This is a genomic window from Pantoea sp. BRR-3P (genome assembly GCF_039621635.1).
Lineage (GTDB): Bacteria > Pseudomonadota > Gammaproteobacteria > Enterobacterales > Enterobacteriaceae > Pantoea > Pantoea floridensis.
In genome coordinates this window covers 3888165-3902855 of sequence record NZ_CP155066.1, presented here as the reverse complement: position 1 = coordinate 3902855, position 14691 = coordinate 3888165, and the positions used below count along the sequence as shown (strand labels likewise).

Here is a 14691-nt window from a genome sequence, read left to right as displayed (position 1 = left end):
TGCCTGGCCATTTTTCAACTTTATCCCGGCGAAATGCGACCCTGACCTGGGATATACTCGCTGCGCATTTCATCTAATTACATGGCCAAACTGGCCCGGAGAGGTTTTGTTGCGCGTCAGTCGTTCTTTAACGATAAAGCAGATGGCGACGGTTTCCGCCGTAGCGATTGTGACCATCAGCATTTTTATTGTCGTCCAGCTGTTTCATTTTGTGCAGCAGCGCAGGATTGACTACGCCCAACAAATGGAAAATGTGGCGCATACCGTGCGTCAGCCGCTCTCCGAGGCAGTGCTAAAAGCCGACATCCCGCAAGCTGAACATATCCTTAATACTCTGAAACCGGCCGGTATTTTATCGCGCGCTGATGTGGTGCTGCCGAATGCGTTTCAGGCGCTGCATGCCGATTTCGCGCCGGAAAAACCGGTGCCGCGCTGGGTGGCGCGCCTGTTTGAGCTGCCGGTACAAATCACGCTGCCGCTCTATTCGGTGGAGCGATCTGGCTTGCCGAAGCCGATTGCCTATCTGGTGCTGCAGGCTGACTCCTCGCGCGTTTATCAGTTCCTGCTCAGCACGTTATCGACCATGATCACCACCTATCTACTGCTGGCGCTGATTCTCTCTGTCGCCATCAGCTGGTGTATCAATCGTTTAATTGTGCATCCGCTGCGCGATATTTCGCGTGATTTGCAGGAGCTGCCGCCGCAGGCGATTTTGACGCACAAGCTGGCGCTGCCCAACAATCACCGTGATGATGAAATTGGCATGCTGATCCGCAGCTACAACCGTAATCAGCAGGTATTAGAGTCGATTCACGATGAAATGAGCCGCATGACCACCCATTTCGCTGTGACGGATCTGCCCAATCGCGCGCTGTTCCTCGCGCTGCTCGAACAGCATATGAACCAGCAACGTAACCGCCAGGCGTGGGGACTGATGGTGATTCGTATCGAGACCCTACAGGAAGCCAACGGCGTACTGAGCGATGAACAGCGTGATACGTTAATGCTGACGCTGGTGGAGAAGATTCGCAGCACCGTGGACGATCACGTCTTACTGGCGCAAACCGGCCCCAGCGACTTCGCGCTGTTAATGAAGCGCGCGCACAACCCGTTTCGCGCCATGCGTCTGGCGCGCAACCTGATGATTCGCCTCAATCAGCCGGTGAATCTGCAAAATCTTCAGCTGCGACCAAATGCCAGCATTGGGTTAGCGCTTTATGAAGAGAGCACCATTTCGGCCAGCGAACAGCTCGATCGCGCGACATCGGCAATGATGTCGGCGCGCCACCAGGGTAAAAATCAGATCCTGTTCTTCGATCCCGCCCTCACCGAACGGGCGCAAAAGCGTTTAACTCAGGAACATGACATCCTGCAAGGTTTGCAGGAGGATCAGTTTTCCCTCTATTTGCAGCCGCAAATCAATATGGAAACCGGTGAACTGGCCGGCGCCGAAGCGCTGCTGCGTATGCGCATGCCGGATGGCAGCTACGGGTTATCGGAAGAGTTCATTGCCAGCGCCGAGGAGATTGGGGTGATTTCGGCGATTGGGCGTTGGGTATTTGAAGAGGCCTGCCGCATTCTTGCCGCCTGGCAGAAGCAGGGGATCAATATACCGCTCAGCGTCAATATCTCGGCGGTACAGCTGCGCGATGCCAGCATGGTGAGCCATTTGCAGGGATTGCTGGAGCGCCATCGTATTGCGCCCGGTAACTTCGTGTTGGAGATCACGGAAACCGCGCAGATTGGCGATGCTGAACAGGCGATTGCGCTACTGCGCTTGCTGCAAAAAACCGGCGTGGCCGTTGCGCTCGATGACTTCGGCATGGGCTACTCCAACCTGAATTATCTGCATCAGTTCAAAGCGCTGCCGGTGAACAAACTGAAAATGGATCGCAGTTTCGTCGCCGCGTTACCGGTTGATGACACCATGGTGCGCATTGTGGCAGCCATTGCCGACATCATTCACCTCGACGTGATTGCTGAAGGTGTGGAAACCGCCGAGCAGCGTGACTGGCTGCTGGCGCGCGGAATTACTATCGGGCAAGGCTACTTATATGCTGAAGCACTGCCTCTCGACGTCTTTAATCAACGCTGGCTCAATCCCTCCCAAACCCTTGAATAATCACCTTGGTTATTGATTTTCCTTACAAAATTAAAGCGAAGCGCGAAGCTGAAGCGTTTCAGTTCATAGTTAGAGTTTTGTAACTTTTGTAAGGAATGTTAGGGGATATTAATCTTGTTAACAGGGTGTTATTTTCCTCGCCATCGGTAAGGTTTTACGCTTCTGGCGGCTTGCCGCATGCGTTACTCCACAACAATGGCGGTGAAAACCGTCTTACTGGACACCTGTTATGAAAATCTTAAAAAGCCTCTATTTTCAGGTACTGGTTGCCATCGGCATCGGCGTCCTGTTGGGCCACTTCTATCCTGAGTTAGGCGCGCAAATGAAGCCGCTCGGCGATGGGTTCGTTAAGCTGATCAAGATGATCATCGCCCCCGTTATTTTCTGTACGGTGGTGACCGGTATTGCCGGCATGGAGAGCATGAAAGCCGTTGGACGTACCGGCGCGGTTGCGCTGCTGTACTTTGAAGTGGTCAGCACCATCGCGCTGATCATTGGTTTGGTGGTGGTCAATGTGGTGCAGCCTGGTGCGGGCATGAACGTTGATCCGGCCACGCTGGATGCTAAAGCGGTTGCGGTTTACGCCCAGCAGGCGGAGCAGCAAGGTGTGGTTGCCTTCCTGCTGGATGTGATCCCGAATAGCGTCATCGGTGCTTTCGCCAGCGGCAACATCCTGCAAGTACTGCTGTTCGCTATTCTGTTCGGCTTTGCGCTGCATCGCCTTGGCAGCGCAGGTACGGTGATGTTCAACGTCATTGAGAGCTTCTCGAAAGTGATCTTCGGCGTTATCAACATGATCATGCGTCTCGCGCCTATCGGTGCCTTCGGGGCCATGGCCTTTACCATCGGCAAATATGGCGTGGGATCGCTGGTGCAGCTCGGTCAGCTGATTATCTGCTTCTATATCACCTGCGTGCTGTTTGTGGTGGTAGTGCTGGGGCTGATTGCGCGCTTTGCTGGCTTCAACATCTTCAAATTTGTTGCTTACATCAAAGAAGAACTGCTGATTGTGCTGGGGACCTCCTCATCTGAGTCTGCGCTGCCGCGCATGCTGGATAAGATGGAGAAGCTCGGCTGTAAGAAATCGGTGGTGGGATTAGTGATCCCAACGGGGTATTCGTTCAACCTTGATGGCACCTCGATTTATCTCACCATGGCGGCGGTGTTTATCGCGCAGGCCACCAACGCACACATGGATGTCTTCCACCAAATCACGCTGTTAGTGGTGCTGTTGCTCTCTTCTAAAGGTGCAGCAGGTGTTACCGGCAGCGGCTTTATCGTGCTGGCGGCCACGTTGTCCGCTGTGGGCCATCTGCCGGTGGCAGGTTTGGCGTTGATTCTCGGTATTGATCGCTTTATGTCCGAAGCCCGTGCGCTGACGAATCTGGTTGGTAACGGCGTGGCGACTATTGTGGTGGCGAAGTGGGTGGGTCAGCTGGACGAGAAACAGCTGAACGCGACGCTTTCTTCAGGGAAAAAGGTGAATAACGCACCAGAAACCGCCGCGTAAAAGCGCTATTTGCGTTAATTTGCCCAGAAATGCCCGCTGTCGCTTGCCCTGACAGCGGGCATTTGCATAATAAACCCCATTGATTTTTTTCCCGATTTTTTGCCTCGTTGCGCGACATCCTGACCTTCTCGTGGTCAAAGAGTCTGTTATTAAATAAACGTGGCGGCAAAATGCCGCACCGGTCACCCAGATGTGGCCGAATATGCCGCGCTAACGAGCGTTGATCTGTTTGAGTAGGGGTTCACATGCAGGGCACCAGAATTCGGCTTTTGGTTGGCGGATTGCTACTGGCAGCATCCGGTTTTGGCGTGCAAGCCGAAACGCTCCAACCCGATCCCGCCTGGCAGGAAGGCAAACTGGACAATGGTTTTAGTTGGCAGCTTCTGACCACACCACAGCGTCCAAGCGATCGTATTGAACTGCGCCTGATTGTTAACACCGGTTCACTGGTGGAGAGCGCACAACAAACTGGCTACAGCCATCTTTTACCGCGTTTAGCGATGGTGCATAACGCCGCGCTGGACACCAATCAGCAACGTGCACTGTGGCAGCAGGCCATGGATCCACAGCGTCCGCTGCCGCCCGCTATTTCGTCGTACGATTACACCCAATACAATCTAAGTTTGCCCAATAACCGTCCAGACTTGCTGAAAGAAGCGCTCAGCTGGCTGGCGGCAACCGCCGGTAAAATGACCATCAACGAGCAGGTGGTTTCCACCGCGCTGACGGCAACCGATCCCATCGCTACCTGGCCTGCCAATACGCAGGATGTGTGGTGGCGCTATCGCCTGAAAGGTTCGGCGATGCTGGCGCACGATCCGGGTGAGCAACCGCGCGCACCGGTGGATATTGCCCAGCTCAATAGTTTCTATCAGCAATGGTATACGCCCGATGGCATGACGCTGTATGTGGTCGGCAATGTTGATAGCCGCAGCATGGCGGAGCAGATCAATAAAGCCTTCTCGCCGCTGAAAGGCAAGCGCGTGGCACCTGCTGCGTTACCGACGCTCTCGCCGTTGCCGCATCAGCCGGTGAATCTGGTGAATGGCGGGATGAATCAGGATCGCCTGTCGCTGGTATGGGATACGGCATGGCAGCCGATTCGCGATTCGCAGAATCTCCAGCGCTACTGGCAGAGCGATCTGGCGCGTGAAGCGCTGTTCTGGCATGTGCAGCGCGCCCTGGCGGACAGCAAAGCGCAAAGCGTGCAGGTTGGCTTTGACTGCCGTGTGCTGTATCAGCGTGCGCAGTGTTCCATCAACATGGATAGCCCGAATGCCTCGTTGCCGCAGAACATGAATCAGGTAGCGAAGGAGCTGGCCGCAGTCCGCGATAAGGGTTTGCCGCAGGATGAGTTCGACGCGCTGATGGCGCAAAAGCTGCTGGAACTCAACAAACTGTTCGCCACTTACGCTCGCACCGACACCGATATTCTGATGGGCCAGCGTCTGCGTTCGCAGCAAAATGCGGTCGTGGACATTGCGCCAGAGCAGTATCAGAAGCTGCGCCAGACATTCCTCAGCGAAATGACGCGCGACCAGTTGAATCAGGAACTGCGCCAGCAGCTGTCGCAGGAGCTGACCATGGTGTTGATTCAGCCGCAGGGCGAGGCCGAGACTAACGTGAAGATGCTGCAGGAAAGCTGGGATAAGGTGATGAAGTTACCAGACGCACCTGCTGCGCCTGCCGCTTCGGATGAAGCCAAACCGGACATCAGCGCAGGCGCGGGGGAACAGACCGCGCCATCATCCTGATTATCAGGTCTTAGCTCTAAGCCATTCCGTTACGAGCATTGGCCAGCTGGCGAGGGGAAGATCCGCCACGCCACGGATACCAAATCCGTGGCCGCCTTTCTGGTAGAAGTGAATCTCCACCGGCACCTTGTGCTCCCGCAGCGCGCTGAAAAACACCATGCTGTTATTCACCGAAACCGACTCATCATCGGACGCGTGAATCAGCAGCGTGGGCGGCGTTTGCGCATGTACGCGCGTCTCCAGTGAATACGCTTCAATCATCTTTTGATCCGGCCACGCGCCCAATAAGCGGGTGCGCGCGCCTTCATGCGCCAGACCTTCACGCATACTGATTACCGGATAGAGCAGTACCATCGCATCCGGGCGCGGCGAGAAGCTGTCTGCCTGATCCTGCACCGGATAGAGTTTTTCACCGAAGCGCGTACCGAGGCTGGCGGCAACGTGTCCACCCGCCGAAAAGCCCATCATCACAATGTATTTACCGTTGATGCCGCGTTGTGCTCGTTCACGCAGCACGCGCACCGCACGCTGCGCATCGGCCAGTGGCGCGTCCGGACCTTCGTGGTGACCATCATAGGGCAGGCGATAAGTCATTACCGCCAATGTGTAGCCCATTGAAGTGAAGAAGGTGGCAAGCGCGCTGCCTTCCCGATCGATCAATACCCGCTGATAACCGCCGCCCGGCGCCACCAATAGCGTAATACCATTCGAGGTTTCCGGATGCCAAAGGGCAATTTCCGGGCAGCGCACGCCGGTGGCCGCACGGTCATAAGGTTCGTACTCTTTGGCGAGATCGACGATCTGCGGCTGAGCGCGCGAATCGCTCGCGCCTGGCGCATCACCGTTTGGCCAGATATTGATAATTTCTGTGTGCATAAGTCAGTCCTGAGCGAGTGATATTGTCATTATTCTGTTCGCGGCCGGAGTAACAGCATCCCGCTGTTATTGATTAAAACATGGTCTCTTTTGCGGCTGGCGTCCAGCCGAAAACCGCCGATTTCGCCAGTTTCAGACTATGCCTGGCGGGCGTGTTTTCGTGGCATAACACATTGAATTTAAATCACTCTGATAAGCAGGGTTAAAGCGGTGCAGCGGGTAATGTTACAGAAGTGGACGAGCTAAGTGATTAGTGGAAATTGGCAGAGAAAAATACTGCGTTAAGGCAAACGTTGAGCGCGAGGTGGTTAGCAATATTGATGAATTTGGTCGTCATCAATGACGACCTTACAATATGCGTAGGGTGCGCATTCATGCGCACCTGGATTAACGCGGCATTGCGCTGAGCGGAATAATCGCACCGCGATGCTGAATTACCGTGCTGGCGGTGAGGTGACCACGCGCTGCCGCCTCTTCGGCGCTGCCCCCGGCTAAACGCAGTGCCAGATACCCGGCGCTAAAGGAGTCACCTGCGGCGGTGGTATCAATCACTTTCTCTTTCGCCAGCTTGATCGCGGCAACATCCCGCAGCGGTTCGTCGCCAACCGCCACCAGGCAGGAATCCGCACCGCGCTTAATTGCGATCTCCTGCACGCCTGCGGCACGCGTCCGGGCAATCACCGCATCCAGCGGCTGCTCGCCCCACAGCAGATCCTCATCATCAAGGGTGAGAAACGCCATATCGGTATGACGCAGCATCTCGGCGTACGCCTGCTGCGCGCTGGCTTTATCGGCCCACAGACGCGGACGATAGTTGTTGTCGAAAATCACCTTGCCGCCGTTCTGACGACAGGCGCTAAGCAGCGTCATGAGTTTGTTGCGGCTGGCGGCCGGCAAAATGGCCAGGCTGATGCCACTCAAATAGAGATAATCGTAGTGCGCCAGTTGCTGACAGATATCATCCGCCTGTGCGCTATCCAGCCAGAAGCGCGCGGCGGCGTCGTTGCGCCAGTACCAGAACGTGCGTTCACCGTGATCGTCGGTTTCGATGAAGTACAGGCCCGGCATTTTATTGTCGAGGCGCTGAATCAGATCGGTGTGAATCTGCTCCTGCTGCCAGGCGGCGATCATCTGATCGCTGAAGCTATCGGTGCCGAGTGCGGTGACGTAGTCGACACGCAGTTGCTGAGGATCTGACTGGCGTGCCAGATAAACCGCCGTGTTCAGCGTATCCCCGCCAAAACCGCGTTTGATGTTCTCACCTTTCTCGGACAGCTCAATCATGCATTCGCCGATGATGGCGATGTTCTTCTGCGTCATGGTCTTCAGCCTATAGTGAATTTCGCATTAGTCTCGCGTCTGGTATGGCAGTCGTCAATGCTTTTTAAAACGATGTTTTGATTTAGCTTAAGGCGGTAAACTCATCCTGCTGCGGTGATTTAACGGTCAAAGCGCGTTTTGTTTTGCCGATTAAGCGCGGAGCACGCTGTTACACTCAACGATTCTTGGGACTAATGAGATTGATAAAGTTATCCCTGCGATCGCCGATACTTGCCGCTGAGATGCTATTTGCAGGCACTCGACACCAACCAGGAAAAAACCATGGTGATGAAGAATTTGAGTCATCGGCTGCCTGTTTCAAATGAACTGGAGCAACAACAGGAAACGCGTTTCTTCTGGCAGCAGTGCCAACGATTCTATACTTTCCAGCCGATTTATCAGGTCTCAGGCCGCTTGCTGGCCATTGAATTACTGACGGCGGTGACCCATCCCTCCGCGCCAGAAAAAAGGTTGTCGCCCGAAGACTATTTCGAAGCCCTGACTATCTCGCAGCGGCTGGGTGTCGTCCAGGAGCAGCTGGAGCTCCTGGTAAAATGGTCACACTTTTTCAGTCAGCGTCAGCTGGTGGCGTCGGTGAATATCGACGGCCCAACGTTGATGGAAATTGAGCAGCATGAATTGATTCGTACCTTAATCGCGCAGTTACCATGGGTACGTTTTGAACTGACGGAGCACCACGCGCTGCCGCAGGAAGAGATGGTGGCGAAGATGCCGGAACTCGGTCCGCTATGGCTGGATGACTTTGGCTCTGGGATGGCGAACTTCTCTGCACTAACCGAACTGCGCTACGACTACATCAAATTATCGCGCGAACTGTTTATGCTGCTGCGCGCCAGTGACGAAGGCCGTTCAATGTTCTCCATGCTGCTGGCGTTAATTAACCGTTACTGCAACGGCGTTATTGTGGAAGGCGTGGAAACCGAAGAAGAGTGGCAGCAGGTGCGCAGCTCCCCCGCGATGGCGGCGCAGGGCTATTTTTTCTCGCGTCCGGTGCCGTTTAGCGAGCTGGAACACATGGCACTTGAGCTTCCCTGATCCCCTTCTCCAAGGTCTCGACTATCCTTAGTGAGACGTGGAAGGGCATGGAGGAAGCAATATGTCACGTACTCGAAAGATCCTGAGCTGGGTGGTCGGGATTTTTTTGTTATTGGTAGTGTTGATTGTGGTGATCATCGCCACCTTTGACTGGAATCGTCTCAAACCAACGATTAATCAAAAAGTTTCAGCTGAACTGAATCGTCCTTTCGCCATTCGCGGCGATCTTGGCGTGGCTTGGGTGCGCAACCGTGAAGAGCCTGGCTGGCGCAGCTGGGTGCCATGGCCGCAGGTGCATGCTGATGATGTGATGCTCGGTAATCCGCCGACCGTTCCGGATGTCACCATGGTGCACTTACAGCGGGTAGAAGCGACTATTGCGCCGCTGGCGCTGCTGCATAAGCAGATCTATCTGCCGTGGATTAAGATGCAGCAGCCGGACGCACGTCTGGTGCAGACCGCCGACAAAAAGAACAACTGGACCTTCGATCTTGCCAGCAGCGGAAACAGCGATGCAAATGCAGCGCCTTCTGCCTGGTCATTCCGCCTCGATAACATCTTGTTTGATCAGGGGCAGGTGCAGTATCGCGATGCCATCAATAAAGCCGATGTTACGGTGACGATCAATCCGCTGGGGAAACCGGTCCCCTACGCGCAGGTTGCGGGCGGTAACGACCAGCAAAAAGGGGCGGGTGATTTTGTCTTCGGCTGGAAGGCGAGCGGCACCTACAACAACCAAAAACTGGATGGCGACGGTAAAATTGGCGGCATGTTATCGCTGCGCAGCAAAACCACGCCGTTCCCGCTGCAGGTGGATGTCCGCAACGGCAGCACGCGGGTGCGCCTTGATGGCACCTTGCAGGATCCGCTCAATCTCGGCGGGCTGGATGTGCGCCTGCGCTTCTCCGGCGACACGCTGGCGAATCTGTATGGCCTCACGGGCGTGCTGTTGCCGGATACGCCGCCGTATGAAACCGATGGTCATTTGATTGCGCGCTTCAACGAGGATAAAGGGCCGCTGTTCCGCTATGAGAAGTTCAATGGTCATATTGGTGACAGTGATATTCACGGCTCGCTCATTTATCGTCAGGGCAAACCGCGTCCAACGCTTACCGGTGAACTCACCTCGAACCAGCTGCGCATGGCCGATTTGGGGCCGTTGATTGGCGTTGATTCGGGTAAAGGCAGCGACAAAACGCAGCAGGCGAAAGCGCAGCGCGGTGAGGCCTCGACGCAGCCCGCCGATCGCGTATTGCCGCATGATAAGTTCGATACCAAAAGCTGGGACGTGATGGACGCTGACGTGAAGTTCAGTGGTAAACGCATTGAACACAGCAGCAAGCTGCCACTCAGCGATCTTTATACCCATGTGCAGCTGAAGAACGGCGATCTGCTGCTCGATCCGCTGCGCTTCGGTATGGCGGGCGGCAGTATCAACTCCACCATTCATCTGGAAGGCGATCGCAGCCCAATGCGCGGACGCGCCGATCTGCATGCGCGTAAGCTGCGCCTGCGTCAGCTGTTCCCGAATGTCACTGCTATGCAAAACAGTTTGGGCCAACTTAACGGTGACGCGACCCTGAGCGGTACCGGTAATTCGGTGGCCGATTTGTTGGGCACCAGCGATGGTGAACTAAAGCTGCTGATGAATGATGGTCTGATTAGCCGAAGCCTGATGGAGATTGCTGGGCTGAACGTCGGTAACTATGTGGTGGGTAAACTGTTCGGTGATGATGAGGTGAAAATCAACTGTGCGGCTACCGATCTGAATATTCGTCAGGGCCTGGCGACGCCGAAGCTATTCTTGCTGGATACCGAGAATGCGGTCATCAACGTCACCGGCAACGTCAACTTCGCTAACGAACGCATGGATTTGTCGATCAATCCGGAGAGTAAAGGTATTCGCATCATCACGCTGCGTTCACCGCTCTATGTGCGCGGTACCTTTAAAAATCCGGATGCCGGTGTGAAAGCCGGGCCGCTCATCGCTCGCGGTGCTGCAGCGGTCGCTCTTGGTGCGGTGGTTGCGCCAGCCGCAGCGCTTTTGGCGCTGGTTTCACCCAGCGATAATGAAGAGAACCAGTGTAGCAACGTGCTACAGCAGATGAAGAATCAGAAGTAATCAGTTACGCCACAGTACTTTGATGATGTGGTAACCAAAGGCGGTTTTCACCGGTCCGTAGGGCTGCAACAGCGGACAGGAGAAGACCGCCTTATCAAAGGCCGGTACCATCTGCCCTTTACGAAACTCACCCAAATCGCCGCCGTTACGACCTGATGGACAGGTAGAGTGCTTTTTAGCCAACTGCTGGAAGTTTGCGCCTTTTTCAAGCTGCGCCAGCAGAGATTTAGCCTGCGCTTCCTCTTTCACGAGGATATGTAAAGCCGCCGCGGTTTTCGCCATGATGTCATCCTAATGTGTATAATCCGGCCATTATACCCTCCTTTCTTTTGATCCAACTGAGCGAATTCCGTTATGCGTTTAAATCCCGGCCAACAACGAGCTGTCGAATTTGTCACCGGTCCTTGCCTGGTGCTGGCCGGTGCGGGCTCAGGTAAAACGCGCGTTATTACCAATAAAATTGCTCATCTGATCCGCGAATGCGGCTATCAGGCGCGCCATATTGCCGCGGTGACCTTTACCAATAAAGCCTCACGCGAGATGAAAGAGCGTGTGGCGCAAACGCTGGGGCGCAAAGAGGCGCGCGGCCTGATGATTTCAACCTTCCATACGCTGGGTCTGGAGATCATCAAGCGTGAATACAAAGCGCTGGGGATGAAAGCGAGCTTTTCGCTGTTCGACGATCAGGATCAGCTGGCGCTGTTGAAAGACCTGACCAAACAGTGGCTGGAAGAAGATAAAACGCTGTTACAGCAGCTGATTTCCACTATTTCCAACTGGAAGAACGATCTGGTTGATCCGCAGGGCGCAGCGGGTTTGGCCAAATCGCAGCGCGACCAGATTTTCGCCCACTGTTATCAGCTGTATGATCAGCATTTGAAATCCTGCAACGTGCTGGATTTCGACGATTTAATTGCGCTGCCAACGCTGCTGTTGCAGCGCAATCAGGAAGTGCGTGAACGCTGGCAGCAGCGCATTCGCTATCTGCTGGTGGATGAATATCAGGACACCAACACCAGCCAATACGAGCTGGTGAAGCTGCTGGTGGGCGCACGAGCGCGCTTTACCGTGGTGGGCGATGACGATCAGTCAATTTACTCATGGCGCGGTGCGCGGCCGCAAAACCTGGTGCTGCTGCAACAGGATTTCCCGGCGCTGGAAGTGGTGAAGCTGGAGCAAAATTACCGCTCAACGCAGCGCATCCTGAAATCCGCCAACATCCTTATCGCTAACAATCCGCACGTGTTTGAGAAGCGCCTGTTCTCCGAATTGGGGCAGGGCAGCGAGCTGAAGGTGCTGAGCGCCAATAACGAAGACCACGAAGCGGAACGCGTGGCGGGCGAGCTGATTGCCCATCACTTTATCAATAAAACCGCTTACAAGGATTACGCCATTCTCTACCGCGGCAACCATCAGTCGCGCGTGTTTGAAAAGCAGCTGATGCAGAACCGTATTCCCTATCGCATCTCTGGCGGCACGTCGTTCTTCTCGCGTCCAGAAATCAAAGATTTACTGGCTTACCTGCGCGTGCTGACCAATCAGGAAGATGACAGCGCGTTTCTGCGCATTGTGAATACGCCGCGCCGGGAGATTGGCCCGGCAACGCTGCAGAAGCTGGGCGAATGGGCCAACCTGCGCAATAAGAGCCTGTATCACGCCAGCTTCGATATGGGGCTGGAGCAAACTTTGAGCGGACGTGGGCTGGAGCATTTGCAGCGCTTCACACACTGGCTGAACGACATCATTCAACTGACCGAACGTGAACCGGTCAACGCAGTGCGTGACCTGATACGCGGCATTGATTACGAAAGCTGGCTGTTTGAGACCTCGCCCAGCCCGAAAGCGGCCGAGATGCGCATGAAAAACGTTAATCTGCTGTTCCAGTGGATGACCGAAATGCTGGGAGGCGATGAGCTGAACGAGCCGATGACGCTGGCGCAGGTGGTTACGCGCTTTACGCTGCGCGACATGATGGAGCGCGGTGAGAGCGACGAGGAGCTCGATCAGGTACAGCTGATGACGCTGCACGCGTCGAAAGGGCTGGAGTTCCCTTATGTCTATCTGGTTGGCATGGAAGAGGGGTTATTGCCGCACCAGAGCAGCATTGATGAGAACAATATCGAAGAAGAGCGGCGTCTGGCCTATGTGGGCATTACGCGCGCGCAGAAAGAGCTGACCTTTACGCTATGCCGCGAGCGCCGGCAGTATGGCGAGCTGATGCGCCCGGAACCCAGCCGTTTCCTGCTGGAGCTGCCGCAGGATGATGTGGTATGGGAGCGCGAGAAAAAAGTGGTGAGCGCAGAAGAGCGGGCGAAAACCGGACAGACGCGCGTTGCTGGGTTAAGAGCGATGCTGGAGAACGCGAAGAAGGGTTGAAGAAGGGGCGCCATGAATGGCGACCCTACGTCGATTGTAGGGGCGGCATTGATGCCGCCTGACCATCAGGAAATCGTCAGCAGCCAGTGCACGTAAGATTGATAGTGGCTTTCCTGCTCCAGCAGCTCAGAACGCAGCGGGTGCGCTTCACGCCAACCGGCTGGCAGCGTCAGATGCAACGCATCATCATCCGCCTGCAAACGCACGGCGGGCAGGGTGTCATCGCGTCGACGGCTCGAGAAGATTATCGCTAAACGCAGCAAACGGCTTAAACGCTCCGCCATGCGCGGCGGGACGGCGTTCTGCTGCGTCAGCAAGGCCAAATCAATGCTGCCGCTTTGATTCTGTAGCAGACAGGCCAGCATTTTTTTCTGTGCGGGAGTGAAGCCGGGAAGATCAAGATGACGAATCAGGTAAGCGGCGTGCTGCGGTGCCTGACGGAAATCGACGCTCAGGCCAATTTCGTGAATCGAACAGGCGCTGAGAAGCAGATCGCGACATCGGTTATCCAGCTTCCAGCTGCTGCTCACCTGACGAAAGAAACTCTCTGCTAGCTGACGCACCCGACCAGCCTGCTCAATATCAATGACAAAACGGCGCTGCACATTTTGCAGCGTGCGGCTGCGGATATCGCGATCCACTGGCAGATGCAGCATGCCGTACACCAAACCTTCCCGCAGTGCGCCGCCAGCCAACGTCATGCCTTCAATACCCAGCTCCTGGAAGATAGCGATGAGGATCGATAGGCCGCTGGGGAACACCAGCGCGCGTTCCAGCGTTAATCCTTCAATTTCCAGCTCTTCCAGCTTGCCGCATTGAATGGCGCGTTGCTTCAGCTGTTGCAGCTTGCTCAGGGTGATGCGTTCATCCATGCCCTGTGCCACCATGATTTCCTGCAACGCCTGCACAGTGCCGGATGCACCCACGCAGATTTGCCAGCCTTTCTCACGCAGCGCCGCTGCCACTGGACGAATCATCTCGCGTGCGGCCAGTTCGGCCTGCTCGAAATTCTCTTTCGCCAGATGACGATCGCTGAAGTAGCGTTCAAGCCAGGTGACGCAGCCCATTGACAAGCTAAATAGCGTGGTGGCATGCGAGCCTTCGCCTGTCACCAGTTCGGTGCTGCCGCCGCCGATATCCACCACTAAACGCTGATCGGAACCGCCGGTGGTGTGCGCCACGCCTTGATAGATCAGGCGCGCTTCTTCTTCGCCGCTGATGACATTCACCGGGCAGCCAAGAATCTGTTCAGCGGTAATGAGGAAATCCTGCGCATTTTCTGCAATGCGCAGCGTGGCGGTTGCTACCACGCGGATTTGCTCTGGGGGAATATCCTGAAGCTGTTCAGAGAACAACTTCAGACACTGCCAGCCACGTTGCATCGCCTCTGCAGAGAGATGATTGGCTTTGTCGAGGCCCGCGGCCAGACGCACTTTGCGTTTTATCCGCGCGACGGTCTGAATACTGCCAGACACTTCGCGCACCACCAACATATGAAAGCTGTTAGAACCTAAATCAATCGCTGCATAGAGTGACGATGCGCTTAGCATGGTGT

The 14691-nt window shown here is 55.4% G+C and carries 10 protein-coding genes; 6 read left to right on the top strand and 4 right to left on the bottom strand.

What is annotated here, in order from left to right:
* Positions 1–109 precede the first annotated feature (109 nt).
* From hmsP to AAGR08_RS18020, 3 genes are all read left to right on the top strand, one after another.
* Positions 110–2122, top strand: a complete 2013-nt coding sequence (gene hmsP / locus AAGR08_RS18030) for a biofilm formation regulator HmsP (protein ID WP_320204465.1) — start codon at positions 110–112, stop codon at positions 2120–2122.
* Between the two features lie 229 nt (positions 2123–2351).
* Positions 2352–3632 carry a dicarboxylate/amino acid:cation symporter gene (locus AAGR08_RS18025; protein WP_008105722.1) on the top strand — a complete coding sequence of 427 codons (1281 nt, stop codon included), beginning with the start codon at positions 2352–2354 and terminating at the stop codon, positions 3630–3632.
* Positions 3633–3877: 245 nt separating this feature from the next.
* Positions 3878–5386, top strand: coding sequence for a pitrilysin family protein (locus AAGR08_RS18020; RefSeq protein WP_345827520.1), 1509 nt, complete (start codon positions 3878–3880; stop codon positions 5384–5386).
* 3 nt (positions 5387–5389) lie between these two features.
* Here the strand turns inward: AAGR08_RS18020 and AAGR08_RS18015 are convergent, their stop codons facing one another.
* Together AAGR08_RS18015 and AAGR08_RS18010 are read right to left on the bottom strand one after the other, a co-directional pair.
* Entirely contained in the window at positions 5390–6262 is an 873-nt protein-coding gene (locus AAGR08_RS18015; protein ID WP_097095372.1) for an alpha/beta hydrolase, read from the bottom strand.
* Between the two features lie 387 nt (positions 6263–6649).
* The gene (locus AAGR08_RS18010; protein WP_345827518.1) at positions 6650–7582 is read right to left on the bottom strand and encodes a sugar kinase; all 933 of its coding nucleotides are present in this window, start codon (positions 7580–7582) and stop codon (positions 6650–6652) included.
* 282 nt (positions 7583–7864) lie between these two features.
* Between AAGR08_RS18010 and pdeH the strand changes: the two genes are divergently transcribed.
* Both pdeH and AAGR08_RS18000 read left to right on the top strand, forming a co-directional pair.
* Entirely contained in the window at positions 7865–8638 is a 774-nt protein-coding gene (gene pdeH / locus AAGR08_RS18005; protein ID WP_345827516.1) for a cyclic-guanylate-specific phosphodiesterase, read from the top strand.
* 61 nt (positions 8639–8699) lie between these two features.
* Positions 8700–10760, top strand: a complete 2061-nt coding sequence (locus tag AAGR08_RS18000) for an AsmA family protein (protein WP_097095369.1) — start codon at positions 8700–8702, stop codon at positions 10758–10760.
* On the opposite strand, the gene ppiC is transcribed toward AAGR08_RS18000, so the two are convergent.
* Complete coding sequence (gene ppiC, locus AAGR08_RS17995; RefSeq protein WP_008105734.1) at positions 10761–11042, bottom strand: peptidylprolyl isomerase PpiC; 282 nt, start codon at positions 11040–11042, stop codon at positions 10761–10763. It lies immediately after the preceding gene.
* 72 nt (positions 11043–11114) lie between these two features.
* Between ppiC and rep the strand changes: the two genes are divergently transcribed.
* On the top strand, positions 11115–13136 hold the full coding sequence (gene rep / locus AAGR08_RS17990; protein WP_345827514.1) for a DNA helicase Rep: 2022 nt from the start codon (positions 11115–11117) through the stop codon (positions 13134–13136).
* A 65-nt stretch (positions 13137–13201) separates the two neighbouring features.
* Here rep and gppA read toward each other — a convergent pair whose 3' ends face one another.
* Entirely contained in the window at positions 13202–14686 is a 1485-nt protein-coding gene (gene gppA, locus AAGR08_RS17985; RefSeq protein ID WP_345829936.1) for a guanosine-5'-triphosphate,3'-diphosphate diphosphatase, read from the bottom strand.
* Positions 14687–14691 lie beyond the last annotated feature (5 nt).

Coding starts and splice junctions, on each gene's coding strand:
- AAGR08_RS18025 (WP_008105722.1), top strand. CDS start 2,352: ATGAAAATCTTAAAAAGCCTCTATTTTCAGGTACTGGTTGCCATCGGC.
- AAGR08_RS18020 (WP_345827520.1), top strand. CDS start 3,878: ATGCAGGGCACCAGAATTCGGCTTTTGGTTGGCGGATTGCTACTGGCA.
- AAGR08_RS18015 (WP_097095372.1), bottom strand. CDS start 6,262: ATGCACACAGAAATTATCAATATCTGGCCAAACGGTGATGCGCCAGGC.
- AAGR08_RS18010 (WP_345827518.1), bottom strand. CDS start 7,582: ATGACGCAGAAGAACATCGCCATCATCGGCGAATGCATGATTGAGCTG.
- pdeH (WP_345827516.1), top strand. CDS start 7,865: ATGGTGATGAAGAATTTGAGTCATCGGCTGCCTGTTTCAAATGAACTG.
- AAGR08_RS18000 (WP_097095369.1), top strand. CDS start 8,700: ATGTCACGTACTCGAAAGATCCTGAGCTGGGTGGTCGGGATTTTTTTG.
- ppiC (WP_008105734.1), bottom strand. CDS start 11,042: ATGGCGAAAACCGCGGCGGCTTTACATATCCTCGTGAAAGAGGAAGCG.
- rep (WP_345827514.1), top strand. CDS start 11,115: ATGCGTTTAAATCCCGGCCAACAACGAGCTGTCGAATTTGTCACCGGT.
- gppA (WP_345829936.1), bottom strand. CDS start 14,686: ATGCTAAGCGCATCGTCACTCTATGCAGCGATTGATTTAGGTTCTAAC.